This window comes from Bacillus sp. AG4(2022), from assembly GCF_031844465.1.
GTDB lineage: Bacteria > Bacillota > Bacilli > Bacillales > Cytobacillaceae > Bacillus_AB > Bacillus_AB infantis.
The window spans coordinates 168,463-193,211 of sequence record NZ_JAUZVH010000006.1; the positions used below are offsets into that span (position 1 = coordinate 168,463).

The 24,749-nt window shown below is 48.9% G+C and carries 23 protein-coding genes and 1 pseudogene; 19 read left to right on the forward strand and 5 right to left on the reverse strand.

Annotation, left to right across the window (positions count from 1 at the left end; genetic code table 11):
• Window positions 1-49: 49 nt before the first annotated feature.
• From Q9R36_RS17075 to Q9R36_RS17090, 4 genes are read left to right on the forward strand one after another with little or no spacing between them, the layout of a single operon-like run.
• Window positions 50-1,081, forward strand: coding sequence for a methionine ABC transporter ATP-binding protein (locus tag Q9R36_RS17075; protein WP_311225603.1), 1,032 nt, complete (start codon window positions 50-52; stop codon window positions 1,079-1,081).
• Window positions 1,071-1,721: a methionine ABC transporter permease gene (locus Q9R36_RS17080; RefSeq protein WP_009793027.1), complete on the forward strand. Its 651-nt coding sequence runs from the start codon at window positions 1,071-1,073 to the stop codon at window positions 1,719-1,721. The genes Q9R36_RS17075 and Q9R36_RS17080 overlap by 11 nt, the downstream gene beginning before the upstream one ends.
• A gap of 15 nt (window positions 1,722-1,736) precedes the next feature.
• Window positions 1,737-2,567, forward strand: a complete 831-nt coding sequence (locus Q9R36_RS17085; RefSeq protein WP_009793028.1) for a MetQ/NlpA family ABC transporter substrate-binding protein — start codon at window positions 1,737-1,739, stop codon at window positions 2,565-2,567.
• Between the two features lie 43 nt (window positions 2,568-2,610).
• The gene (locus tag Q9R36_RS17090; RefSeq protein WP_311225604.1) at window positions 2,611-3,822 is read left to right on the forward strand and encodes a M20 family metallopeptidase; all 1,212 of its coding nucleotides are present in this window, start codon (window positions 2,611-2,613) and stop codon (window positions 3,820-3,822) included.
• Between the two features lie 42 nt (window positions 3,823-3,864).
• Here Q9R36_RS17090 and Q9R36_RS17095 read toward each other — a convergent pair.
• Window positions 3,865-4,142, reverse strand: a pseudogene (locus Q9R36_RS17095) (alpha/beta-type small acid-soluble spore protein).
• 239 nt (window positions 4,143-4,381) lie between these two features.
• On the opposite strand from Q9R36_RS17095, the gene Q9R36_RS17100 reads away from it, so the two are divergent.
• The 8 genes from Q9R36_RS17100 to Q9R36_RS17135 all read left to right on the forward strand — a co-directional run bounded on the left by Q9R36_RS17100 (window position 4,382) and on the right by Q9R36_RS17135 (window position 13,501).
• Window positions 4,382-4,615 carry a CsbA family protein gene (locus tag Q9R36_RS17100; RefSeq protein WP_009793031.1) on the forward strand — a complete coding sequence of 78 codons (234 nt, stop codon included), beginning with the start codon at window positions 4,382-4,384 and terminating at the stop codon, window positions 4,613-4,615.
• A gap of 500 nt (window positions 4,616-5,115) precedes the next feature.
• On the forward strand, window positions 5,116-7,095 hold the full coding sequence (gene uvrB / locus Q9R36_RS17105; RefSeq protein ID WP_311225605.1) for an excinuclease ABC subunit UvrB: 1,980 nt from the start codon (window positions 5,116-5,118) through the stop codon (window positions 7,093-7,095).
• 7 nt (window positions 7,096-7,102) lie between these two features.
• Window positions 7,103-9,982 (forward strand): excinuclease ABC subunit UvrA, encoded by a 2,880-nt coding sequence (gene uvrA, locus Q9R36_RS17110; RefSeq protein WP_311225606.1) that lies wholly within the window; start codon window positions 7,103-7,105, stop codon window positions 9,980-9,982.
• Window positions 9,983-10,108: 126 nt separating this feature from the next.
• Window positions 10,109-10,828, forward strand: a complete 720-nt coding sequence (locus tag Q9R36_RS17115; protein ID WP_311225607.1) for an SGNH/GDSL hydrolase family protein — start codon at window positions 10,109-10,111, stop codon at window positions 10,826-10,828.
• Window positions 10,829-10,909: 81 nt separating this feature from the next.
• The gene (locus tag Q9R36_RS17120; protein WP_009793035.1) at window positions 10,910-11,236 is read left to right on the forward strand and encodes a hypothetical protein; all 327 of its coding nucleotides are present in this window, start codon (window positions 10,910-10,912) and stop codon (window positions 11,234-11,236) included.
• A gap of 376 nt (window positions 11,237-11,612) precedes the next feature.
• Window positions 11,613-11,933, forward strand: coding sequence for a magnetosome magnetite crystal formation protein family (locus tag Q9R36_RS17125; protein WP_009793036.1), 321 nt, complete (start codon window positions 11,613-11,615; stop codon window positions 11,931-11,933).
• 27 nt (window positions 11,934-11,960) lie between these two features.
• Window positions 11,961-13,079 carry a DUF4097 family beta strand repeat-containing protein gene (locus Q9R36_RS17130; RefSeq protein WP_311225608.1) on the forward strand — a complete coding sequence of 373 codons (1,119 nt, stop codon included), beginning with the start codon at window positions 11,961-11,963 and terminating at the stop codon, window positions 13,077-13,079.
• A 65-nt stretch (window positions 13,080-13,144) separates the two neighbouring features.
• Window positions 13,145-13,501 (forward strand): phage holin family protein, encoded by a 357-nt coding sequence (locus Q9R36_RS17135; RefSeq protein WP_311225609.1) that lies wholly within the window; start codon window positions 13,145-13,147, stop codon window positions 13,499-13,501.
• A gap of 1,142 nt (window positions 13,502-14,643) precedes the next feature.
• Here the strand turns inward: Q9R36_RS17135 and Q9R36_RS17140 are convergent.
• The 4 genes from Q9R36_RS17140 to nagA form a co-directional block, all read right to left on the reverse strand.
• The gene (locus tag Q9R36_RS17140) at window positions 14,644-15,297 is read right to left on the reverse strand and encodes an N-acetylmuramoyl-L-alanine amidase (RefSeq protein ID WP_311225610.1); all 654 of its coding nucleotides are present in this window, start codon (window positions 15,295-15,297) and stop codon (window positions 14,644-14,646) included.
• A gap of 399 nt (window positions 15,298-15,696) precedes the next feature.
• Window positions 15,697-16,422: a GntR family transcriptional regulator gene (locus Q9R36_RS17145; RefSeq protein WP_311225611.1), complete on the reverse strand. Its 726-nt coding sequence runs from the start codon at window positions 16,420-16,422 to the stop codon at window positions 15,697-15,699.
• A 12-nt stretch (window positions 16,423-16,434) separates the two neighbouring features.
• Entirely contained in the window at window positions 16,435-17,160 is a 726-nt protein-coding gene (gene nagB / locus Q9R36_RS17150; RefSeq protein WP_311225656.1) for a glucosamine-6-phosphate deaminase, read from the reverse strand.
• Window positions 17,160-18,335 (reverse strand): N-acetylglucosamine-6-phosphate deacetylase, encoded by a 1,176-nt coding sequence (gene nagA / locus Q9R36_RS17155; protein WP_311225612.1) that lies wholly within the window; start codon window positions 18,333-18,335, stop codon window positions 17,160-17,162. The genes nagB and nagA overlap by 1 nt, the downstream gene beginning before the upstream one ends.
• Before the next feature lie 247 nt (window positions 18,336-18,582).
• On the opposite strand from nagA, the gene hprK reads away from it, so the two are divergent.
• The 7 genes from hprK (at window position 18,583) to hisG (ending at window position 24,738) form a co-directional block, all read left to right on the forward strand.
• Window positions 18,583-19,512 (forward strand): HPr(Ser) kinase/phosphatase, encoded by a 930-nt coding sequence (gene hprK, locus Q9R36_RS17160; protein ID WP_009793047.1) that lies wholly within the window; start codon window positions 18,583-18,585, stop codon window positions 19,510-19,512.
• Between the two features lie 57 nt (window positions 19,513-19,569).
• Window positions 19,570-20,388 (forward strand): prolipoprotein diacylglyceryl transferase, encoded by an 819-nt coding sequence (gene lgt / locus Q9R36_RS17165; RefSeq protein WP_094768515.1) that lies wholly within the window; start codon window positions 19,570-19,572, stop codon window positions 20,386-20,388.
• A 34-nt stretch (window positions 20,389-20,422) separates the two neighbouring features.
• Window positions 20,423-21,370, forward strand: coding sequence for a nucleoside recognition domain-containing protein (locus Q9R36_RS17170; RefSeq protein ID WP_311225613.1), 948 nt, complete (start codon window positions 20,423-20,425; stop codon window positions 21,368-21,370).
• Window positions 21,367-22,020 (forward strand): pyrophosphatase PpaX, encoded by a 654-nt coding sequence (ppaX, locus tag Q9R36_RS17175; RefSeq protein WP_311225614.1) that lies wholly within the window; start codon window positions 21,367-21,369, stop codon window positions 22,018-22,020. Before Q9R36_RS17170 ends, ppaX begins: the two co-directional genes overlap by 4 nt.
• Window positions 22,017-22,550, forward strand: a complete 534-nt coding sequence (locus Q9R36_RS17180; protein ID WP_009793051.1) for an acyltransferase — start codon at window positions 22,017-22,019, stop codon at window positions 22,548-22,550. The genes ppaX and Q9R36_RS17180 overlap by 4 nt, the downstream gene beginning before the upstream one ends.
• Before the next feature lie 365 nt (window positions 22,551-22,915).
• Window positions 22,916-24,100 carry an ATP phosphoribosyltransferase regulatory subunit gene (locus Q9R36_RS17185; protein ID WP_022544382.1) on the forward strand — a complete coding sequence of 395 codons (1,185 nt, stop codon included), beginning with the start codon at window positions 22,916-22,918 and terminating at the stop codon, window positions 24,098-24,100.
• Window positions 24,097-24,738 carry an ATP phosphoribosyltransferase gene (gene hisG, locus Q9R36_RS17190; RefSeq protein WP_101549443.1) on the forward strand — a complete coding sequence of 214 codons (642 nt, stop codon included), beginning with the start codon at window positions 24,097-24,099 and terminating at the stop codon, window positions 24,736-24,738. Before Q9R36_RS17185 ends, hisG begins: the two co-directional genes overlap by 4 nt.
• Window positions 24,739-24,749: the final 11 nt, after the last annotated feature.

The following is a 24,749-nucleotide window of genomic DNA, read 5'->3' on the forward strand; positions in this document are numbered from 1 at the left end:
TTCTGTTCTCAGAAGAGGGTTTTTTATTTGATATGGAGGGTGAAGCAAAATGATAGAATTTCAGGATCTCAGAAAGGTGTATGAAAGCGGCGGGCAGCAGGTTGCCGCACTCAACGGGATTGATCTAGCAATAGAAAGAGGAGAAATTTTTGGTGTCATCGGCTTTAGCGGAGCGGGAAAAAGCTCGCTGATCCGCTGTGTGAATTTGCTCGAAAGGCCGACCTCGGGCAAGGTGATCGTCGATGGCCATGATCTAACCTCGCTTTCGCCCAAAGAGGTGAGGGAAGTTAAACGGAATATTGGCATGGTGTTCCAGCATTTCAATCTGCTCAACTCAAAAACGGTGTTCGCCAATGTAGCCATGCCGCTCACACTGGCAAAGCTGCCGAAAGAGCAGATCCGCAAACGGGTCGCTGAACTGCTTGAGTTTGTCGGCCTTGCCGATAAAGCGGATAAATATCCGGATCAGCTTTCGGGCGGCCAGAAGCAAAGGGTCGGGATTGCCAGGGCGCTTGCGACACAGCCATCGATTCTTCTATGCGATGAAGCGACATCGGCCCTTGATCCACAGACGACGAGCAGCATCCTTCAGCTTTTGAAAAAAATTAATGCAGAATACAACATCACCATCCTGATCATTACCCATGAAATGACGGTCATCAGGGAAATCTGCGACAGGGTGGCAGTGATCGAGGCAGGAAAAATTATTGAAGAAGGGTCAGTGTTCAATGTATTCTCGGCGCCGAAAACACAGACGGCCCAGAACTTTGTCAGCTCTGTCATGAATGATTCAATCCCTGAATCTGTAAAGCAGCTTGTAGAGAAAAACGATGGAAAGGAAAGGATCTTCCGGATCAATTTCGTCGGCGAGTCAGCCGGACAGCCGCTGCTTTCCAGACTTGCCAAGAAGTTCGATATTGATATCAACGTGCTGTTCGGGAATATAACCGAGCTTCAGGGAATCCCTTTTGGAAACCTTGTTGTCGAGTTCCAGGGAACCGACCAGGAAGTGCAGCGCGCGCTTATGTATATTCATCAGGAAAAAGTCTCAATCAAGGAAGTGAAAGCACATGCTAGTTGATCACACGCAAATCATAGAAGCACTCATCGAAACCATTCAAATGGTGGCTTTCTCGCTTCTTTTCTCAACCATCCTCGGATTGCCGCTGGGCATCCTGCTGGTTATTACGAGAAAAGGCCATCTGCTGGAGAATCTGCCCGTTTTTAACGTGCTGAATGGGATCATTAACATATTCCGCTCTGTTCCATTCATCATCCTGATGGTCGCAATCATCCCGGTGACGCGCCTTTTAGTAGGCACCTCAATCGGAACGGCGGCTGCTGTCGTACCGCTAGTATTCTATGCCGGCCCATATATTGCAAGATTAATCGAGAACTCACTCCTCGAGGTTGATCCTGGTGTCCTCGAGGCAGCGGAAGCGATGGGAGCGACTCCGGCACAGATCATCTTTAAGTTTCTCGTACCGGAAGCACTCAGCTCACTTGTCCTGGCACTGACCATTGCAACCGTCGGACTTGTCGGAGCATCCGCCATGGCAGGGGCTGTCGGCGGCGGAGGGCTTGGCGATTTGGCCATTACCTATGGCTATCAGCGCTTTGATACAACGGTCATGCTCATAACAGTCGCTATCCTGGTCATTATGGTCCAGGGGCTGCAAAGCTTCGGCAATATTTTATCCAAAAAAATCAGAAGACGATAACAGGAGGAATCATCCATGAAAAAACTATTATTAACGGCAATCATCCTCGCACTGGCGGTTTTCAGTGCAGCCTGCTCATCATCAACAAGCGGCAAGGAAAAAGAAAAAGAAGTGAAAATCGGGGTCAGCGGGTCAGACAACCGCATTTGGGACTTTGTAGCCAAGAAGGCTGAAAAAGAAGGAATCAAAGTGGAAATCGTCCGTTTCTCTGATTATGTCCAGCCAAACATCGCTCTAGCAGAGGGAGAGCTTGATGCCAATGCCTTCCAGACCATTTCTTATTTCAACGCTTTTAAAAAGGAGCATGATCTGGATCTTTCACCAATCGCGACAACCGTTATTGCACCAATGGGGATCTACTCTGAAAAATATAAAGATGTAAAAGATATCCCGGAAGGCGGAAAGATTGCCGTGCCGAACGAAGCAACCAATATGGGAAGATCATTCCTGCTTCTGCAGGAAGCCGGCCTGATCACGCTGCCTGAAGACTTTGACGGAAATGGCAGCATCGACAAAATCGTCGACAACCCGAAAAACCTGGAAATCGTCCCTGTAGTAGCGGGCCAGACACCACGCGTCCTGCCGGATGTAGCTGCCTCCATCATCAATAATGGAATCGCTGTTGATGCTGGCTTCAACCCTGTAGAAGACTCTATCTTCCATGAAAGTGCAACAGCAACTCCATATATCAACATCATTGCCGCCAGAACAGAAGACAAAGACAATGAGACACTGAAGCGCCTCGGAGAACTGTATCAGGAAGATGATGTAGCTGAATTCATTGAAAAAGAATACAAAGGCAGCACAATCCCGACATTCGTTCCGCTTAGTGAAATCGGAGAATAATAACCGGTGCCTGGCACCGCTATAACCCAAGGAGGAGATCATTATGTCAGCACCTGCTAAATCTGTAACCGAGCTGAAGGAAAGAATCAATCAAAGTGTGGAAGCTGGAAGGGAGCTTTACCTTTCAACAAGCCACCAGATTCATGAAAAGCCGGAAATCGGCAACCAGGAATTTTTCGCATCCGGGCTGCTCTCAGGAATTCTTGAAGAAGAGGGCTTTGAGGTTGAGCGTGCTGTTGCCGGCCATGAAACAGCCTTTGCTGCAAGGAAAAAATCCTACAAACCGGGACCGTCCATCGCTTTCCTTGCCGAATATGACGCACTGCCGGGAATCGGCCATGCCTGCGGCCATAATATCATCGGCACAACAAGCATAGCGGCAGCGATTGCTTTAAGCAAGGTGATTGAAGAAACAGGCGGAGAGGTCGTCGTATTCGGAACCCCCGCCGAGGAAGGCGGTCCGAACGGCAGTGCAAAGGGCAGCTTCGTGAAGCACGGCCTGACAGAGGGAATTGATGCGGCGCTTATGATCCATCCTTCAAGCAGGACGGCATTGACAAGCTCCTCCCTGGCGGTGGATCCGCTGGACTTTGAGTATATCGGCAAGCCTGCCCATGCTGCGGCTTCACCGCACGAAGGCATCAATGCACTTGATGCGGTCATCCAGCTCTTCACCGGCATCAATGCCCTGCGACAGCAGCTGAAGGATGATGTGCGGATCCACGGCATCATCACCCATGGAGGAGACGCACCAAATATCATTCCGGAATATGCCAAAGCGCGTTTCTTCATCCGGGCAGCGACAAGAACCTATCTAAATGAAGTTACAGCAAAAGTGAAGAAGGTGGCAGAAGCTGCCGCCCTTGCAACAGGCGCTGAATTGAATGTAATTGCATTCCAGAATGAAGTCGATAATCTCCTATTAAATAGAGCGTATGATGAAGCGTTCCGTGAAGTCATCGAGGAACTGGGGGAAGAGGTCGATCAGTCAGGAAGGGAAGGAATCGGTTCAACAGATGCAGGCAACATCAGCCAGCAGGTACCGACGATCCACCCTTATATCAAGATCGGCAGCGATGATCTTGTTGCCCATACTGTACCTTTCCGTGAAGCTGCACGGTCGGAAAAAGGCGATGAAGCCCTGCTCACAGGTGCAAAGGCGCTGGCACAAACCGCATTCCGGCTTATCACGGAGCCTGAACTGCTTGCTTCCATTAAAGAAGAGTTCGCTAGGAACAAAGAAGCGCAAAAATAAAGGATGGAGCCGCCTATATGGCGGCTCCATTTTTCCATTATACTATTGCTTTTTGTTGAGGCTTTCCTGGGCCAGCCGGATTAATCCTTCACCATGCTGCCGCCGATCGGGCCGCCGACTTTGCCGGCCTCGCGCGATGTCAGCCTGCCGTTATATCCATGCTGAAGCGGAACATCCTTTTCCCTGGCCACCTCATATTTTACTTCCTCCGGCGCATCCGGTCCGACCTTATAGCCCTGGTTAGCCATAACACGTGCCTTCAATGTGTCGAGGGCTTCACGGGATTCTGGAACTAGGGGGCGCCTCCTTCTTCTGGACATTATGCAAACCTCCTTTCCGTTCATTATGGATAGTATTTTGCAAACAGCCTTTTTCTAAGCGAAGCCCGTCCATATAATCAGCTGCAAACAGAAATCGATGAATGGACAACAATGCCCTAAGCAAAAAAATACAGCGGCATATTTTTGAAATTGCTTGTATCATATAGTTTGAACCGCTATTCTAATGTTATACTTGTCCGCAATTCATAGTGAATCTATCATAAAGAAGGTGTGAAAAAGTGGCGCTAAAGTATCTTTCAGCCCTGCTGCTGCCCGGACTGCTTGTCATGTTCTTTACGAGGGTGACGTATAATCATGTAATCGGGCTCATTCTGACAGTCGCCCTGATTGCCGCCTCCGTCTACAAGGGCTATACAGACAGCTGGGGGCTTATTGTTGTTGATGCCTTTTCTTTGACTGCCGGTTTCTGGTATGCGCAGATTATGAAACAAAGAGCAAAGAAGCGAGCTTGATTTTATAATGATTCTCAAAAACCTGCCTGGTTTTAATCGGGCAGGTTATTTTATTTGGCAAGCAAGACTTTCAGCTGTCATCTCCATCCATATTTCCTGCCGACATATTTCGCGGGAAATATTCCAGCTTTAAAGGGCCGGTCCACCATTTAATCAAACGTTTGATTAACCTTTATTCGGCAGGAATCGAGCCGTTCCTGGCAGGAGCCTTTTTACTCATCACATGCTATTTCATGAAAAACGAATATCCGTTCGCATATTCCTGGTTTCTTTCATGTGCTTTGTGGTAGAATGAGGATATGAGTTTTTCAGCTTCGTACAAGGCTTCAGACCTTTTTCTTCTATAATATAACTTCAGCAGGGATCATCACGTGCATTCAGGACCGCTTAACCATTAAAAGAACAGGGGCAACAGAAGCAAGGTGCTTGCTTACTGGTATGCCTGCCTGCAAATATAGATAAAATGTTAAAATCAACTTCTTGAACAGGAGGCTTTTTTTGTGAAGGACCAATTTGAATTAGTCTCAAAATATTCGCCGCAGGGCGATCAGCCAGAGGCCATCAGCAGGATTGTCGAGGGCATCCGCTCCGGCAAGCGGCACCAGACCCTGCTGGGTGCAACTGGTACTGGTAAGACGTTTACCATTTCCAATGTAATTAAAGAGGTTAACAAGCCTACATTGGTCATAGCCCATAACAAAACCCTGGCAGGGCAGCTTTACAGTGAGTTCAAGGATTTTTTCCCGAACAATGCTGTAGAGTATTTTGTCAGTTATTATGATTACTACCAGCCTGAGGCATACGTGCCCCAGACAGATACATTCATCGAAAAAGATGCAAGCATCAATGATGAGATTGACAAGCTGCGCCACTCAGCAACTTCTTCGCTTTTTGAACGGAAGGACGTTATCATCATCGCCAGTGTTTCCTGCATATACGGCCTCGGTTCACCTGAGGAATACAAGGAGCTTGTTCTCTCTTTGAGGACAGGGATGGAAATTGAGCGGAACCAGCTTCTGCGCCGCCTTGTTGATATCCAGTATGAGCGGAACGATATTGATTTCCGGAGGGGGACCTTCAGAGTCCGCGGCGATGTGGTGGAAATCTTCCCGGCTTCACGGGATGAGCATTGCATGCGGGTGGAATTCTTCGGTGATGAGATTGACCGGATCCGGGAGGTGGATGCACTGACCGGAGAAATCATGGGCGAGCGCGAACATGTTGCCATCTTCCCGGCCTCCCACTTCGTAACACGCGAGGAAAAGATGAAAATTGCGATAGGGAATATCGAAAAGGAATTGGAAGAGCGCCTGGAGGAAATGCGTGAAAACGGCAAGCTTCTTGAGGCTCAGCGCCTGGAGCAGAGAACGCGCTATGACCTGGAGATGATGAGGGAAATGGGCTTTTGCTCAGGGATCGAGAACTATTCGCGCCATCTGACTCTCCGTCCGGCCGGATCAACGCCGTATACGCTGCTTGATTATTTCCCTGACGATTTCCTGATGGTCGTCGATGAATCACATGTAACGATCCCTCAGGTCAGGGGGATGTTCAACGGGGACCAGGCCAGGAAATCAGTCCTTGTGGATCATGGATTCAGGCTGCCATCCGCGATGGATAACAGGCCGCTCACCTTCCCGGAATTCGAAAAGCATATCAATCAGATTGTATATGTTTCCGCAACCCCGGGTCCATATGAAATAGAGCATACGCCGGAAATGATCCAGCAGATCATCCGGCCGACAGGGCTGCTTGATCCGACGATCGAGGTGCGCCCGATTGAAGGACAGATTGATGACCTGATTGGCGAAATCAATGATCGGGTAAAGAAGAATGAGAGGGTCCTCATTACGACCTTGACGAAAAAAATGTCAGAGGACTTGACCGACTATCTGAAGGAAATCGGCATAAAGGTGCAATATCTCCATTCAGAGGTCAAGACGCTGGAGCGGATTGAGATCATCCGTGAGCTCCGCCTAGGAAAATATGATGTACTGATCGGGATCAATCTCCTGAGGGAGGGGCTCGACATACCGGAGGTTTCCCTTGTCAGCATACTTGATGCAGATAAAGAGGGCTTCCTCCGTTCAGAGAGGTCCCTCATCCAGACAATCGGGCGCGCGGCCCGGAATGCTTCCGGCCATGTCATCATGTACGCAGACAAGATCACCAATTCAATGGAACTGGCGATCAGCGAGACGAAAAGGCGCCGGGAAATCCAGGAAGCTTATAATGAGGAGCACGGCATCACACCGCAGACGATCCAGAAGGAAATCCGCGATGTGATCCGCGCCACCCACGCTGCCGAGGAGCAGGCCGACTATGCTGCACCAGCCAAACCGGCAAAAATGACGAAGAAAGAACGCGCCAAACTGATCGCAAATATGGAAAAGGAAATGAAGGAAGCTGCCAAGGCGCTCAATTTCGAGCGGGCGGCCGAGCTTCGTGATCTATTATTAGAGCTGAAAGCGGAAGGATGACGAACTGATGGCAATGGAAAAACTGATTGTAAAAGGCGCCAGGGCCCATAACCTGAAGGATATTGATGTCACCATCCCGAGGGATAAGCTTGTGGTGCTGACGGGGCTTTCCGGATCCGGGAAGTCATCCTTGGCCTTTGATACGATATATGCAGAGGGGCAGCGCCGCTATGTGGAATCTCTTTCCGCCTACGCGCGCCAGTTCCTCGGCCAGATGGATAAGCCTGATGTCGATGCCATAGAAGGGCTGTCGCCGGCAATCTCCATCGACCAGAAAACAACAAGCAGGAACCCAAGATCGACTGTCGGCACCGTGACGGAAATCTATGATTATCTGAGGCTGCTGTTCGCCAGGGTCGGCCGTCCGACATGCCCGATTCATAATGTGGAGATATCCTCCCAGACAATCGAACAGATGGTCGACAGGATCATGGAATATCCGGAAAGAACGAAGATGCAGATCCTCGCTCCGGTCGTTGAGGGCAGGAAGGGGACCCACGTCAAGGTTCTTGAGGATGTGAAAAAGCAAGGCTATGTCCGTGTCAGAGTCAACGGCGAAATGCATGACCTGGGCGAAGACATCACCTTGGAAAAAAATAAGAAACACAGCATACAAGTGGTCATTGACCGCGTGGTCGTAAAAGAGGGCGTAGCAGCAAGGCTGGCTGACTCCCTTGAAACAGCGCTTAAGCTCGGTGAAGGCAAAGTCATCATTGATGTAATCGGAGAGGAAGAGCTCCTCTTCAGCGAAAACCATGCCTGCCCGCACTGCGGCTTCTCCATCGGCGAGCTTGAACCGAGGATGTTCTCCTTCAACAGCCCATTCGGCGCCTGCCCATCCTGCGATGGTCTTGGCAGCAAGCTTGAAGTGGATGTTGACCTTGTCATCCCAAACCGCGGACTATCTTTAAGACAGCATGCCATCGCACCATGGGAGCCGACAAGCTCCCAGTATTATCCGCAGCTGCTTGAGGCAGTCAGCAGCCATTTGGGAATTGACATGGATATGCCTGTAGAGGATATACCGAAGCATTTGCTTGACAAGCTTCTTTACGGAGCAAAAGGGGAAAAAATCTATTTCCGCTATGAAAACGACTTTGGCCAGGTAAGGGAAAACTTTATTGAGTTTGAGGGTGTGATCCGCAATGTGGAAAGGCGCTTCAAGGAAACAAGCTCTGACTATATCCGCGAACAGATGGAAAAGTATATGGCCCAGCACCCTTGCCCGGCCTGTAAAGGAAACCGCCTGAAACAGGAAAGTCTTGCTGTCCTGATTGCAGGGGAGCATATTGGGAAGATTACATCATTGTCCATTGAAGAGGCAGAAGACTTCTTTGAACATGTGATTCTCTCTGAGAAAGAAAGGCAGATTGCCAACCTGATTCTTAGGGAGATAAAAGAAAGGCTCGGATTCCTCATCAATGTGGGACTGGACTATCTGACACTAAGCCGGGCAGCAGGCACGCTGTCAGGAGGGGAAGCTCAGCGCATCCGTCTTGCCACTCAGATCGGCTCCCGCCTGACTGGTGTCCTGTATATCCTGGACGAGCCGTCAATCGGCCTTCACCAGCGCGACAATGACAGGCTGATCGATACACTCAAGAATATGCGTGATATCGGGAATACGCTCATTGTCGTAGAGCATGATGAGGATACGATGATTGCAGCCGACTACCTTATCGATGTCGGCCCGGGAGCCGGCGTCCACGGCGGCCAGATTGTTTCCCAGGGGACACCGGCAGAGGTAATGGATGATCCGAATTCCTTGACCGGCCAGTATTTGTCAGGGAAGAAGTTTATCCCGCTGCCGCTTGAACGGAGAAAAAGCGATGGGCGCTTCATTGAAATCAAGGGTGCACAGGAAAACAACCTGAAAAACGTAAATGTCAAATTCCCGCTTGGCACGTTTACTGCCGTCACTGGTGTATCAGGATCAGGAAAAAGTACGCTGATCAATGAAATACTTCATAAAACCCTGGCGCAAAAGCTCCATAAAGCCAAAACAAAGCCAGGCGAGCATAAAGATGTCAAAGGAATTGAGCATCTTGATAAGGTCATTGACATCGACCAGTCGCCGATTGGACGTACACCGCGTTCCAATCCAGCCACCTATACCGGTGTCTTTGATGATATCCGCGATGTTTTCGCCTCTACGAATGAAGCAAAGGTCCGCGGATATAAGAAGGGACGCTTCAGCTTTAACGTTAAAGGCGGAAGATGCGAGGCATGCCGGGGAGACGGAATCATTAAGATTGAGATGCATTTCCTTCCTGATGTGTATGTCCCATGCGAGGTCTGCCACGGGAAACGCTATAACCGCGAAACTCTTGAAGTTAAGTATAAAGGGAAAAATATATCAGATATCCTTGATATGACAGTCGAGGATGCACTTGAATTCTTTGAAAATATTCCAAAAATCAGCCGAAAGCTCCAGACAATCTATGATGTTGGCCTGGGCTATATCACGCTCGGCCAGCCGGCAACCACATTGTCCGGAGGGGAGGCTCAGCGTGTGAAGCTGGCTTCAGAGCTGCACCGCAGGTCAACCGGCCGCTCTTTCTATATACTGGATGAACCGACGACCGGACTGCATGTCGATGATATCTCCAGGCTGCTCACTGTATTGCAGCGGCTTGTCGAAAACGGGGATACAGTCCTGGTCATCGAGCATAATCTCGATGTCATCAAGGCTGCCGACTATATTGTCGATCTTGGGCCAGAAGGCGGCGATAAAGGCGGAACCATCATTGCCCAGGGCACCCCGGAAAAAGTGGCTGAAGCAGAAGGCTCTTATACCGGCAAATATCTAAAGCCAATCCTGGACAGAGACCGCATTCGCATGCAGAAGCTGGTCAAAGAAAGAGAAACAAGCGTATCAAAAGCATAAACCCAAAAGCGAGTTCCGCATTTACTGCGGGCTCGCTTTTTTAGGATGATGGAATTCCTGCTGAATATTGCCAGATTGCCTGCCGCTGAATCGGGTAAATGAACCTTAATCAGAAAAGGAAGGTTCATGATGAAAAAATATATTTGGATTATTATCGGCTTTATACTGTTAATTGGCTCTGCTGTCGCCATCCAGGCAAAAAATACTGTTTCGCATGATGGCGAGAAAGAAATCGTGGCACTCGGGGATTCTCTCACCTATGGGTATGGCGATAAAAACGGAAAAGGGTATACCGGAAGGCTTGAGGGAAGATTGGACAAGATTTATGAGGAAAACGTTGAAGTTGAAAACTTTGGAATCTATGGACAGGATACACTGAACGTCAAAAAACAGCTGAATACCCCGGCTGTTTTAAAAGAGGTGCAGGAGGCAGACACAATCATCATTTTTATCGGCACAAATGACCTGCTTCATGCAAATGGCGGGGATCTGGCACCACTACACAAAGAAAGGCTTAAGAAGGCAGAAGAAATTTATAGGGGAAACCTGGAAGAAATAGTCCGGTGGACAGAGCGGAATAATCCTGAGAGTCCAATCCTTTTGCTTGGCCTCTATAATCCCTATCCAGGCAATGAAAAAATCGGCAGCATCATAGAGGGCTGGAACGAGAAAGTAAAAGCAGCAGCTGCGAGCAATCATCAGGTAAGATGGGTTCCTACTGACGATTTGTTTAAGGGCAAGGAGAAAAATCTCTTTTTCTATGATTCCCTGCATCCCAATGACCGCGGATATGACCTGATTGCAGACCGGGTTGCCAAGGAATATGCCAGGCTGCAGGAAGATTGACACCACTCTGTAAACGAAAAGAAAAAGGGCTGTAAACTGCAGCCTTTATAATAAAGAAAAAGAGTTTCAGGGGGGCAGCCCATGCATTCTTATATCGAAGATTCCCTTAATGAATGGAAAGAAGATATTTCCAAGGTGTTGGACCAGATTAATCAGGATTATGAAGAGGTCAAAAGGGAATTGCAGGTGTATACATACAAATACGGGATAACAAAGCAGGTTATACAATCAACGGTCAATGATGAGATCATTGAAACCATCCGCGAGCAGTACCACCGCCCATTTGAAGAAAAATATAATGAGCTGAAGGGCTCAATCCGGGATTTGGAAGAAAAGCGCAAGGTATTTCAGATGTTTGTCCATAAAATTGATGAAGTATGCAGGAAGGGAGCAGCGAAAACGGTTTAAGCTGACTTTCGAAGGGGCACTGGTAATCAGTGCTTTTTTATTTGTCAGCTGGGGCTGGGACTGTGTTGATTTAGGCTAGTTGCTAATAAAACGTGAAAGTTGCTAGTATATCGGGAAACTTGCTAATAAAAAGAAAAAGTTGCTAATATATTGGGAAACTTGCTAATAAAAAGAAAAAGCTGCTAATAAATATTACTCCAGGTATTACGATACTGCAAACGTACATTAATTTATCCTCTTTTAGGGTTAATTTTATGAAAGTACTACGAATTCTTTCATTTCTTTCCTTTTTTATAAATTATGATTACCCTCATTATTTTCAGCTTCAGTGAAACTTTTAAAGCGCCCGTGCGTAAGTATTATCAAGGAGTTGAAAATGATGGATTCTAAAAAGGTGCTTTCGGCATTAAGTTATTTTAGTGTGTTTTTTGCAGGATTTATTTTTCCGCTCGTGGTTTTCTTTGCATCTGAAAATCCTTTTGTAAAAGTGCATGCTAAAAAGGCATTTTTGTCGCATCTGATCCCTTTGATTGCGCTGCCGGTCATTTTTCTGGCCATCCCTTTTGAGATTTTTTCCAATCCAAACGAAGTTCCGGTCTTTTTCCTGATTGGAATCGGCCTTTCCGTAATTCTTAGCTTGATTGTTGTAGTCTGGAATATTGTCAAAGGCGTTCAGATATTGGCTGCAAGTGAATAGTGAATACTATATCGAGGAGGCAATAACATGAAAGATGAAAGAAAAAGGATTTTAAAAATGGTCGAGGACGGAAGCCTGCGTGCTGAGGAGGCACTTCTTCTGCTTGAGGAGCTTGAAAAGGCGTCGAAAACGATGGAGAAAAAAGAAGAAAAGCTGCATAGTGAATGGGGAAACCAGACCTATTTTGAAGAAGCGAAGAAACAGCAGCAGGACACGGCCCAATATAAATTCCACTATGCCAAAGAAAAAATCATTGAGTTTGTAGATACTGCTTTCCAGAAGATTAAGGATGCCGATCTGGATTTTAATTTCGGCCCTGCATTTGAAATATCTCATGTGTTCCAGCAGAACGATGTCAGATTGTCTGAAATTGAAATGGAAGTGGCGAATGGGAAACTGACGCTGATTCCCTGGGAACAGAATGATGTCCGCATTGACTGCTGGGCTAAGGTGTACCGCGGTGAAACCCAAGATGAAGCCCGCCAGAACTTTTTAAGGGATGTCCTTTTTACGGCGGACAATGGCCGGCTGCTGTTTTCTGCGCAGCAGAAGTGGATGAAAGTTGAGGCCGCTGTGCATATTCCAAAGGAGCAGTATGACAGCATCCGAATCAGGATGTTCAATGGGCCGGTAGAAGGCAGCGACCTGGCCGTGACAAAACTGAAGGTCAAGTCAGCGAACGGAAAAATTACGCTGGATAAGCTTAATGCCAGCCATCTTGAAGCTGAGGCAGGAAATGGCCAGATCACAGTGACTGGCAGCACACTGGATCATATTGAAGCAGAGACCGTCAATGGGGCGATAAAAGTTGCTGGTGATTATAAAAGTGCTGATCTTCAATCTTTTAATGGTAATATCCAGGTTCATGTTAAAGGCGACAGATGTGAACGGCTCGAAGCGGAAGCTGTCACCGGTACAGTCGACGTGTATCTTCCATCCGGAACGCCTGTGAATGGTGATCTGAGAACCAATCTTGGAGGCTTCCAGCTTGAGCTGGATGGAATCCAGGTAGTAGAGGAAAAATCAGAAATGGTGCAGAAGCTGCTCAAATTTCAGTCTGTTAAAGATCCTGCAGCTGCCATTGATTTAAGGGCTAAGACCAAGACAGGTTCAATTGCTGTTAAAACTGGTGATTTTGTTAAATAATATAAGAATAAGCTGCGGCCAGAAGCGATGCTTCTGGCTTTTATCCATAAAAGAGGTGATGGACTGTGAGATGGCTGATAGGCATCTTGATCAATGCTGTTTTATTTGCCGCTTTGGCAGGATTTTTCCGTGATTCGTTTTATTTAGAAAGCTTTGGTGCAGCATTGGGGGCAAGCTTCATTTTGTCGCTGCTGAATGTGCTGGTGCGGCCGATTCTGATTATCTTGACTTTGCCTGTGACGCTTTTGTCGCTTGGCTTGTTTTTATTTGTTATCAATGCTGTTACTTTGCTTCTGACAGATGGAATTATGGGGAGCTCTTTTGAGATTGATGGGTTTGGGATGGCTTTTTTTTTGGCTGTGATTATGGCGGTTGTTAATTTGGTTATTCAGAGGACGGTTATGGATCGGAAGGAAAACTAGCTAAAGAGGGCGGGCCATAAGCCCGTCTTTTTATGAAAAATAGTTAGGTTGCTGCTGTTAATGGGGCTGTTGATCTGCGCTGCAGGCACTTCGCTTTCCGCGGGGCGGTGCTGAGCCTCCTCAGAGCAAGCTCTTGCGGGGTCTCAGCTTTGCCGCTATCTCCCGCAGGAGTCTGCGGGCCTTCCACTCCGGTCAACAGGGATTTAGAATTTATTTGCATTAGCCAAAGGGGGAGACCAAAGCTCTCTTTGAATGGTGCTGTTGATTTCCGCTCCATGCACTTCGCTTTCCGCGGGGCGGAGTTGAGCCTCCTCGCCGCTGCGCGTCTGCGGGGTCTCAACTCTTCCGCTATTTCCCGCAGGAGTCTGCGTGCCTTCCACTCCGGTCAACGGGGTTTTTAGAATTTATTTGTAATAGCAAAAGGAGAGACCTTAGCTCTCTTTGAACGGGGCTGTTGATCTGCGCTGCAGGCACTTCGCTTTCCGCGGGGTGGAGTTGAGCCTCCTCAGAGCAAGCTCTTGCGGGGTCTCAGCTCTGCCGTTATTTCCCGCAGGAGTCTGCGTGCCTTCCACTCCGATCAACAGGGGTTTTAAAATTTATTTCATTAGCAAAAAGGAGAGACCTTAGCTCTCTTTGAATGAGGCTGTTGATCTGCGCTGCAGGCACTACGCTTTCCGCGGGGCGGAGTTGAGCCTCCTCAGAGCAAGCTCTTGCGGGGTCTCAGCTCTGCCGTTATTTCCCGCAGGAGTCTGCGTGCCTTCCACTCCAGTCAATAGGGTTTTTAAAATTTATGTGGTGCATAAGATCATAGAAAGAGACCCATGCTCCCTTTGATTTGGGGCTGTTGATCTGCGTTCCAGGCACTTCGCTTTCCGCGGGGCGGCGCTGAGCCTCCTCAGAGCGAGCTCTTGCGGGGTCTCAGCTTTGCCGCTATTTCCCGCAGGAGTCTACGTGCCTTCCACTCCAATCAACAGGGTTTTAAACTTTATTGGCACTCCTAGCAGTCGTATAACCATTAACTACACAGTTAGTTGTAATAAATAGATGTAAAGTTTGAAGGGTGCCGAAGTTCCTAACACCGTACCCTTTTTCTACTGAGAAGAGCGGGTCTTCCCATGTGGGCCCGCTCTTTATTTTGATTCCTAGGAATAAGTAATATAAGCCGGTACCCCGTTTTCTCTTAGTTTTCCGACGAGGGATTGGGCGTTTTTTAGTTGGGAGAAGGCTCCGGCCTGGACTTTGTAGAGGCCGCCGGCTGGTTTGTAAAATGATAGGAGTGCCATGCCGATGGTTTCTCCGCAGAGCTGCTGGTATTCTTTGGATTGCAGCAGACTGCATTCTGTTTTATTGGTCATGAATCCGCATTCGATGAGGATGGCTGTCATGGTGGTTTTTCTTAGTACATGGAAGTCCGCAGTTTTGACGCCGCGGTCGGCCAGGCCGGTTTCTTTTACGAGCTGTGCCTGGACGGATTGGGCTAGCTTTACTGCTTCTGCAGGGCGGGAGGTGTGGACGTATGTTTCGATTCCGTTTGCGCTGTTCCAGCCTGTTCCGTAGGCGTTGGCGTGGATGGAGACATAGCAGTCTGCTTTCCAGCGGTTGGCCATTCCGGTTCTTTCGGATAATGGGATGTCCCATTCGTCGGAATGAGAGTCCATGACGGTTAATCCGGCCTGTTCGAGGAGTTTGCGGCAGTGGTGGGCGGCCTGGCGGTTGAATTCGTATTCTCTGAAGCCTTCGGGGCTTCTTTTTCCAGGGGTTTCGTAGCCGTGTCCTGCGTCGAGTATGATTTTCATTTGTTTCCCTCCTAATAATTTGTTCATTTACTATATAGGGGGAAATGGGGATTTAGGACATGGTGAGGGAGAAAAAATTTTTAGGAACTATGTAGTTTGGTTCTTTGGATGTAGTCTGTTGATCTGCGTTCCAGGCACTTCACTTTCAAGCGGCGCTGAGCCTCCTCAGAGCGAGCTCTTGCGGGGTGTCAGCTTTGCCGCTGCAATCCCGCAGGAGTCTTCGTGCCTTCCACTCCGATCAACAGAGCTTCTGAAATTGATTGGGCAACCTAAAGCTGCTTTCAAAGGCTCCCTTAAACTCCCTTAAATATGACAGCATTCCGAGTTGAGTAACTTAACCCGCCCCCATGAAGAAGCACATCCTCCCCATTCTATACTGATTTAATAACCGCTGAACCCTCACACCCTCCGCATTGTATGGATAAATTTATACCTGTCAGCACGGTATGCCGATTGGACGAATTCGAAGGGGGTGCCGTCGGAGAGCCGGGTTGTGCGGAGGATGAGGAGGATGGGGGAGCCTTCTTGTATGGAGAGAAGTCCTGCCTCCCGGTTTTTGGCGCCGGCTGCTTCGATTTCCTGTTCTGCTTCTGCAATGGACAGGGATAGGCGTTTTTCAGCGTATTCGTAAAGGGAATGGCCCAGGTCCTCTTCGGTCAGGCCGGGCATGAGCGCTTCAGGGATATAGTTGGTTTCCAGTGCCATGGGGAGTCCGTCGGCCAGGCGGATCCTGGAGATTTCATAGACTGGGCTGCCCTCGGCAATCTGGAGGCGTGATGCTATGCCGCCTGGAGCCGGCAGTGTCTGAAAGGAAAGGGTGCGGCTGCTCGGCTTCATCCCGCGCATCTGCATATCCTCCGTGAAACTTGTTAGCCCCTGAAGCTCCTGCTCTACTTTTTGTTTGTTGACGAATGTGCCGCGGCCTTTTTCCCGATATAGGAGGCCTTCCCTCACAAGATTGCTGATGGCCTGCCTGACGGTCATCCTGCTGATCTGGAACTGCTCGGCATATTCCCGTTCAGATGGGATGGCTTCTTCTTCCTGCAGGAGGCCTTCCCTGATCTGCTTTTTCAGCTGTTCTTCCAGCTGATGATAGATGGGGATCGGTGAATTTTTATCAATCATATGAATGTCTCCTTATACCTTTTGCAGTGCCTCTGCGTCAGCCACGATTGTCACTTGCGGATGCAGCTGGAGGGCGGAGGCAGGGAATTTTTCATCCGGCTTTCCGTTCAATAGGTGATAGACGGCTTCGGCCTTTGATTTTCCGGAAGCAAGCAGCAGGATTTCCCTGCTGTCCAGGATAGAGGCAATGCCCATTGTGATGGCCTGGTTCGGAACTTCTTCTATGCTGGAGAAAAATCGGCTGTTTGCTTCGATTGTGCTTTTATCAAGGTCTACGACATGGGTCCTGCTTGAAAAGGGGGTTCCTGGTTCGTTGAAGCCGATATGGCCGTTCTGGCCGATGCCAAGCACCTGAAGGTCAATTCCGCCAAGCATTTTGATCTGCCTGTCATAGCGCCTGCATTCCTCTGTCAGGTCAGCAGCCAGGCCATTCGGAATATAAGTCTGGCTCAAAGGTATATCGATATGCTTGAACAGGTTTTCATTCATGAAGGTATGATAGCTGTTTTTATCTTCCTTCGGGAAGCCGATATATTCATCAAGATTGGCGGTATGGATATTTTTATAAGAAGTCCGGTTTTCCTTATAATCTGCTGCTAAGCAATCGTAAAGCCCTTTCGGTGTGCTGCCGGTTGCAAGGCCCAGTGTGAGGGAAGGAGCCGATTTGATTTTTTCCAGGATGATCTGGCAGGCAATCGAGCTCATATCCTGGTAGTTTTTTGCTTGGACGATTTTCATCATTCTACCTCCAAATGATTATATGCGACTTTTCCGCGGCAGATCGTCAGTACGATGTCCATGTTTTCGTTCAGTACAGTAAGATCTGCATCTTTTCCTTCTGCAATGCTGCCTTTGCGGTCGAATACTTTCAGCTGCTTTGCCGGATTTTCGCTGGCGAGCTTGACTGCCTCAGCCAATGTGATATCCGCGAACTTGGTCATATTTTTAACAGAGTCTTTCATTCTCAGGATGCTTCCCGCCAGTGTGCCGTCCTCAAGCAAGGCCATCCCATCCTTGACAGTAACATCCTGGCCGCCGAGATCATAGGTGCCGTTTTTCAGGCATTTTGCCCTCATTGAGTCGGTGATCAGCACCATTCCGTCCATGCCTTTGCTGTTCAATGCAAGTTTGATCATTTCTGGACGCACATGGACTCCATCTGCAATCATTTCCACAATCAGTTCTTTGAAGAGGAGAGCTGCGCCTGCTGTGCCTGGTTCACGGTGATGAAGTCCCTTCATGCCATTGAACAGGTGGGTTACATGGGTCGCACCTGCTTCAACAGCCTCACTGACTTCTTCATAGTCAGCATCAGAATGCCCGATGGAAGCGATAACGCCTGTTTCGGCCAGATGGCGGACCAGCTCTTTTCCGCCCTCGAGTTCAGGTGCAAGGGTGACGAGCCTGATCAGCTGTCCGGATTTTTCCTGCCAAGCCTTGAATAACTCGACATCACTTTTCAGGATATGCTCGAGCGGCTGGGCGCCTTTTCGTTTTTCGTTGATGAATGGGCCTTCCAGGTGGATGCCGAGCATTTCGGCCTCAGTTCCTTCCGGCTTGTATGCCGCTGCATTTGCCAATGCCTTTTCGATCAAGGATCTTTCCTGTGTAATGGTGGTCGCGAGGAAGCTTGTCGTCCCTTCGGCGGGAAGGGTCCGGGCTATTGTCTGTAATGCTTCAGGTGTGCTGTCCATCGTATCGGCCCCGCCTGCACCGTGGATATGAAGGTCGATAAAGCCCGGCGCCAGGGTTGCACCGGCATCCAGCTCTATCGTCTTGTCTGCAGACTGGCCGCCAAGCTCATCCGCCGGGCCGAAGCTTTTAATCTTGCCGTCTTCAACCAATATATATCCTTTATCAATTATTCCATCCTCTGTCAGCACTCTGCTGTTTTTTAAAAGTAGGGAACTCATGCCTCACATCTCCGTTCTGAATCCTGATATTTTATATTTCCATGATAAAATAAACACATATAGTTGTCTATACCAATTTTGTATCCTTTATGTAAAGGTTTTTGAAAAAATCAGATAGCACAATTTGGTTCTGCGGGGAAAAATGCTACAATAAGATGAAACTTTATTGTCTAGTTTCTCCAATCGAAAGAAACCATTCATTATAATAGACCTTATCAGGCGCATTCCGCAAAAGGAGGACAACAGCGTGGCAAAAGTGCGAACAAAAGACATCATTGAGAAATTTAATTTAGAGCTGATCAGCGGGGAGGAAGGGATCAGCCGTCCGATTACCACCAGTGATATTTCCAGACCCGGGCTTGAAATGGCGGGCTTTTTCGACTATTACCCTGCAGAGCGCATCCAGCTTATAGGGAAGACAGAGATGAGCTTTGCGGAAAAGCTGAGTGATGCAGACAGGCAGAACAGGATGGAATCCCTCTGCACTGATATCACGCCAGGCATCATCATTACAAGGGATATGGAAGTGCCGGAAGGGCTGATTGAGGCTTCGGAAAGGGAAGCGGTGCCTGTCATGCGTTCCAAGCAGAAAACGACGAGGTTCTCCGGCCTTTTGACAAATTTCCTTGAAAGCAAGCTGGCCCCGACGACCGCGGTGCATGGCGTGCTAGTCGATATATACGGAGTTGGCGTGCTCATTACGGGCAAGAGCGGCGTCGGTAAAAGTGAAACGGCCCTTGAGCTTGTGAAAAGAGGCCACCGCCTTGTTGCTGACGACTGCGTGGAAATCCGCCAGGAAGATGAAGATTATCTTGTCGGTACTTCGCCGGAACTGATTGAGCACTTGCTTGAAATCAGGGGACTGGGCATCATCAATGTGATGACCTTGTTCGGTGCAGGTGCTGTCCGCAGCAATAAACGCATTTCCCTCGTTATGAATCTTGAGCTGTGGGATCAGAAAAAACAATATGACCGTCTTGGCCTTGATGAAGAGAAAATGAAGATCATTGACACAGATATCACAAGGCTGACCATCCCGGTCCGTCCGGGGCGGAACCTGGCTGTCATCATTGAAGTGGCGGCGATGAATTTCCGCTTGAAGCGAATGGGCGTCAATGCCGCAGAACAATTTACAAGCCGCCTTTCTGATGTGATCGAGGACGGGGACAACGACTAGTATACCCAAATAAATAGAGAGTTTCTGTAAGGGGATTCTGCAAAAAGGAGAATGATTATGGAAGAAAATATCCAGCCGCTTGATCCGATTGCTTTTTCGCTCGGTCCCATCCAGGTTCACTGGTACGGGCTCATCATCGGTACGGGGATTGCGCTTGCTTTATGGCTGGCCATGCGCGAAGGGGAAAAGCGCGGGCTGCAGAAGGAATTGTTTGCTGATCTGATGCTGTGGGCGATTCCGATCGCAATTTTGTCTGCAAGGCTGTATTATGTCATTTTTGAATGGGACTATTATGCACAAAACCCTGCCGAAATCATAAAGATCTGGCATGGCGGAATCGCTATACACGGGGCACTGATCGGCTCTGTCATCACTGCGTATGTTTTTGCGAAGAAAAAAGGCATTTCTTTCTGGCAGCTGGCTGACATCACCGCGCCGAGCATCATCCTTGGCCAGGCCATCGGCCGCTGGGGCAACTTTATGAATCAGGAAGCACATGGCCGTGAAGTGACACGTTCGTTTTTGGAAAATCTTCATCTTCCGGAGTTCATCATAAATCAGATGTACATAAACGGAACGTATTACCACCCGACCTTCCTGTATGAATCATTATGGAATATAGCCGGATTTGTTATCCTGCTGTCTTTAAGAAGAGTAAATCTGCGCAGGGGCGAGCTTTTCCTTACGTATGTGATCTGGTACAGCATCGGCCGCTTTTTCGTTGAAGGGATGAGGACGGACAGCCTGATGCTGACTGAGAGTCTCCGCATGGCGCAGTTTATATCCATCGTCCTGGTCATCGGGGCCATAGTGCTCATCGTTATCAGAAGAACAAAGGGTTATGCAGATAAAAGGTATTTGGATAAGAGTGCTTAAGCTCATAGTATAAAAACAAAGGGGAGAGAGAAACATGCTGTTCGGCACGCTCAAACGAGGATTAGCTGCAGGGCTTAAAACGACATGGTCACTGGGGAAAATCATTTTCCCTGTCACGCTGATCGTTGCGCTGCTTCAATATACGCCTGTGCTTCCCTGGGTCATTAAGGTGATAACGCCGCTGATGGGACTGCTTGGACTATCCGGTGATGCCGCCATTCCGCTTGTGCTCGGGAACTTCCTGAATCTGTACGCAGCCATCGGGGCCATCCTGACATTGGATCTTTCGGTGAAGGAAGTATTCATCATTGCGGTTATGCTGTCCTTCTCGCATAATATCCTGATTGAATCCGGTGTGGCGCTCAAGGTGGGCGTTAAGCTCTGGATTATCCTGGCCGTCCGTTTCGGCCTGGCCATCCTGTCTGCCGTTGTGATCAATCTGGTATGGCGCGGCGGCTCTGAGCTTGCACAGTACGGCCTGATCCCGGCCAAGGAAGAACAGGCATCAGGTGTTTCTGCCATTCTTTTAGAAGCGGTAACCAAGGCGGGTCTCGGGATTCTGCAGCTCGCCATCATCGTCATTCCGCTGATGATTGGGATACAGCTGCTGAAAGACTTGAAATGGCTGGATGTTTTTTCAAAATGGATGGCGCCTGCAACAAGGGCGCTGGGAATGAGAGAGAATACCTCGACCACTTTGGCTGCCGGCCTGATTTTTGGCCTGGCATACGGGGCGGGAGTCATGATACAGGCTGTCAAAGAGGACGGAGTCAGCAGGAAGGATGTAACCATCGCGTTCATCTTCCTGGTCGCATGCCATGCGGTAATCGAAGATACACTTATTTTCCTCCCGCTGGGCATTCCGGTGCTGCCGCTGCTCCTGATACGCCTTGGCACAGCCATTATACTGACATTGGCGGTCGCCTTTTTCTGGAACCGCCGCTCCCAAGTGGCCAGCAATAGAAAGGAAGCTGCTTTGTGAACAAAAACATAAACACGATTTTATTTGATCTGGACGGAACATTGATTGATACAAATGAACTGATCATCAGCTCATTCCTCCACACGCTTGAAGCGTATTATCCGAACAAATACAAGCGGGAGGATGTGCTTCCGTTCATGGGTCCGACCCTGCATGAGACTTTTGCCGGCATTGATGAAAGACGGGTTGAAGAGATGATCGGCAAATACCGCGAGTTCAATCTTGCGAACCATGATGTGCTTGTCAAAGAGTTTGATGGTGTGTTTGATACAGTCAGGACCCTGAAGGAATCAGGCTACAAGCTTGGGATTGTTACGACGAAGGTTATGCCAGTCGTGGAAAAAGGGCTGAAGCTGACGAATCTGGACCAGTTCTTTGAAGTTGTCGTGGCACTGGACCATGTTGAAAAAGCTAAGCCTGATCCGGAGCCGATTTACAAGGCGCTTGAGCTCCTCGGCTCCCGTCCGGAAGAAGCTATCATGGTGGGGGATAACCACCATGATATTCTTGCCGGGCATAATGCAGGCACCAAATCAGCCGCTGTCGCCTGGTCTGCTAAGGGCAGGGAGCATCTGATGCAGTACAAGCCTGATTTTATGCTGGAGAATATGGCTGACCTCCTTGATATCCTGGAGGATTATAAAGGATGAGGAAGACAGTCAGGCATCCGGTTGAGGGCGCCAATTCCCTCTGGCATGTGTACAAAACGGTCCCGTTCGCGAAGGTTGTAAAAAATTTCATCGTCATACAGCTGGCCCGGTACACCCCTTTTCTCGGATTGAAAAACTGGCTGTACCGTACATTCCTGAAAATGAAGGTCGGCGATCAGACTTCGTTCGCGCTTATGGTCATGCTGGATGTGATGTTCCCGGAAAAAATAAGCGTCGGACGCAACACGGTCATCGGCTATAACACGACCATCCTGGCGCACGAATATTTAATCCGCGAATACCGCCTCGGTGAGGTGAAAATCGGCAGCGAGGTCATGATCGGCGCCAACTCAACTCTGCTGCCCGGAATCACGATCGGCGACGGTGCGATCGTCTCCGCCGGCACCCTTGTCCACAAGGACGTCCCGCCCGGCAGTTTCGTCGGGGGAAACCCGATGCGCGTCATTTATACAAAAGAAGAACTGCAAAAGCGCTGGCAGGATGATCCGATCTACGGCCAGGCTGAGTGAGAAAAGCTCCATTAACTTCGGTTGATGGAGCTTTTTTGATAGGAGAAGGGGACAGGTATAATCGTGAAAGCTGCAAAAATGGGAACTTGCAAATATATCGGAAAAGCCGCAAATAAAATTGGAAACTCGCAAATATAATCAGATTCCCGCAAATAAAAACCATAGAACCCCTGCATATACCGGTTCCAAGCCCAGTACTCAACTGCCTCAAAAGCTTTTCCACGGATACATCCCCCCGATTTTCAGAAAATAAGCATTAATGGTTGACGCATGCTGGAAACAGCGATAAACTACTAATAACTTCAATTCGATAACATATTAGCGAACTAAAGGATTCGGAACTTTTGATTTAGAGGTGGAATACGATGAGCCGTTTATTTATGTTTGAAAAGCCATTAGGCATGCGTGATACATTGCCTGAAATATATGAAACAAAAAGCAGGGTCCGCTCTTCCATTGAAGAGGAGATGAAGAGCTGGGGCTATCAATTTATGGAAACACCGGCGCTAGAATATTATGAAACCGTCGGCTCAGCTTCGGCGACACTTGATCAGCAGCTGTTCAAGCTCCTGGACCAGCAGGGCCATACTCTTGTGCTGCGGCCGGATATGACAGCCCCGATTGCCCGGGTGGCTGCATCCAGGCTTTTGAAAGAAGATCTTCCATTGAGACTCGCCTATTCAGCCAATGTATACCGGGCCCAGCAGAGAGAAGGCGGCCGCCCGGCTGAGTTTGAACAGATCGGCGTCGAGCTGATTGGCGATGATTCAATCAGCGCGGATGGCGAAGGCCTGGCTCTCCTCATCAGCTCGCTGAAAAAAGCGGGCCTGGAGGACTTCCAGCTGTCTGTCGGCCATATCGGCTTTGTACAGGAGTTTTTCCGCCAGGTTCTTGGAACAGAAGAAAGGGCCAATGAATTAACGAGATTTCTTTATGAAAAAAATTATGTCGGGTACCGGGAGCATGTGAAGAATCTCCCGCTATCTTCTATAGATAAGCAGCGCCTCCTGGATTTCCTTCAGCTCAGGGGCGGCCGCGAAGCGATTGAGCAGGCGTTCAGCCTTATTGAAAATAATAAGGGCAGGGAAGCGATCGTCCAGCTTGAACGTCTGTGGGACACGATGGCCGATTTTGGCGAAGGTGAAAAAATCAAGCTTGATCTGACGCTTGTCAGCCATATGAGCTATTACACCGGAATTTTATTTGAAGTATACGCAGGGAATGTCGGCTTTCCGATCGGCAATGGGGGCCGCTATGACCTTCTGCTGAAAAAGTTCGGAAAATCTTCAGGGGCGACCGGCTTTGCCATCCGGCTTGACCGCCTGCTTGAAGCTCTAGGCGGAGCAGGGGAAAAAGAGCCGCTCCATTGCATCATCTTCAGCTCGGAGCGCAGGCGCGAGGCATATGAAAAAGCAAAGGTTATGAGGAAATCAGGGATCAAGGCTGTGCTTCAGGATATCAGCGGCGTCAAAAACCTGGATGCGTGCACAAGCCAATATGATGATATTACCTTTTTAGTTGGAAAAGCCGGGAAGGAGGAGCAGCAATGAAGGACCTGCTGACGATTGCGATGCCGAAAGGGCGGATATTTGAGGAGGCTGCAGAGCTGCTGCGCCAGGCCGGCTTCGATCTGCCGCCCGAATTTGATGACTCACGCAAGCTGATCATTGATGTGGAAGAAGAAAGATTTCAATTTATCCTTGCAAAGCCGATGGACGTACCGACCTATGTGGAGCATGGGGTGGCGGACCTCGGGATAGCAGGAAAAGACGTTATGCTCGAGGAAGAGCGTGATATATATGAGCTGCTTGATTTGAAAATCAGTGCCTGCTATCTTGCTGTAGCAGGAATTCCGGGTACAAAAATGAATGAAGTGGCGCCAAAAGTGGCAACTAAATATCCGAATGTGGCCGCGGCATATTTCCGCGAGCAGGGGGAACAAGTTGAAATCATCAAGCTGAACGGCTCCATTGAACTTGCCCCGCTGATCGGACTGTCGGACAGGATCGTCGATATCGTGTCAACAGGCAGGACACTGAAAGAAAATGGACTGGTCGAGTATGAGCAGATCGTCGGCATCACATCCAGGCTGATTGTCAATCCGGTCAGCTACCGGATCAAGGACAAGCGCATCAGCGAGATTGTCGGCAAGCTCAGCAGGGTCGTGAATGAACAGGCAGCTCAATAGCTTGCTGCTTC

Coding starts and splice junctions, on each gene's coding strand:
- Q9R36_RS17075 (WP_311225603.1), top strand. CDS start 50: ATGATAGAATTTCAGGATCTCAGAAAGGTGTATGAAAGCGGCGGGCAG.
- Q9R36_RS17080 (WP_009793027.1), top strand. CDS start 1,071: ATGCTAGTTGATCACACGCAAATCATAGAAGCACTCATCGAAACCATT.
- Q9R36_RS17085 (WP_009793028.1), top strand. CDS start 1,737: ATGAAAAAACTATTATTAACGGCAATCATCCTCGCACTGGCGGTTTTC.
- Q9R36_RS17090 (WP_311225604.1), top strand. CDS start 2,611: ATGTCAGCACCTGCTAAATCTGTAACCGAGCTGAAGGAAAGAATCAAT.
- uvrA (WP_311225606.1), top strand. CDS start 7,103: ATGGCAATGGAAAAACTGATTGTAAAAGGCGCCAGGGCCCATAACCTG.
- Q9R36_RS17115 (WP_311225607.1), top strand. CDS start 10,109: ATGATGAAAAAATATATTTGGATTATTATCGGCTTTATACTGTTAATT.
- Q9R36_RS17120 (WP_009793035.1), top strand. CDS start 10,910: ATGCATTCTTATATCGAAGATTCCCTTAATGAATGGAAAGAAGATATT.
- Q9R36_RS17125 (WP_009793036.1), top strand. CDS start 11,613: ATGATGGATTCTAAAAAGGTGCTTTCGGCATTAAGTTATTTTAGTGTG.
- Q9R36_RS17130 (WP_311225608.1), top strand. CDS start 11,961: ATGAAAGATGAAAGAAAAAGGATTTTAAAAATGGTCGAGGACGGAAGC.
- Q9R36_RS17140 (WP_311225610.1), bottom strand. CDS start 15,297: ATGAAAATCATACTCGACGCAGGACACGGCTACGAAACCCCTGGAAAA.
- Q9R36_RS17145 (WP_311225611.1), bottom strand. CDS start 16,422: ATGATTGATAAAAATTCACCGATCCCCATCTATCATCAGCTGGAAGAA.
- nagB (WP_311225656.1), bottom strand. CDS start 17,160: ATGAAAATCGTCCAAGCAAAAAACTACCAGGATATGAGCTCGATTGCC.
- nagA (WP_311225612.1), bottom strand. CDS start 18,335: ATGAGTTCCCTACTTTTAAAAAACAGCAGAGTGCTGACAGAGGATGGA.
- lgt (WP_094768515.1), top strand. CDS start 19,570: ATGGAAGAAAATATCCAGCCGCTTGATCCGATTGCTTTTTCGCTCGGT.
- Q9R36_RS17170 (WP_311225613.1), top strand. CDS start 20,423: ATGCTGTTCGGCACGCTCAAACGAGGATTAGCTGCAGGGCTTAAAACG.
- Q9R36_RS17180 (WP_009793051.1), top strand. CDS start 22,017: ATGAGGAAGACAGTCAGGCATCCGGTTGAGGGCGCCAATTCCCTCTGG.
- Q9R36_RS17185 (WP_022544382.1), top strand. CDS start 22,916: ATGAGCCGTTTATTTATGTTTGAAAAGCCATTAGGCATGCGTGATACA.
- hisG (WP_101549443.1), top strand. CDS start 24,097: ATGAAGGACCTGCTGACGATTGCGATGCCGAAAGGGCGGATATTTGAG.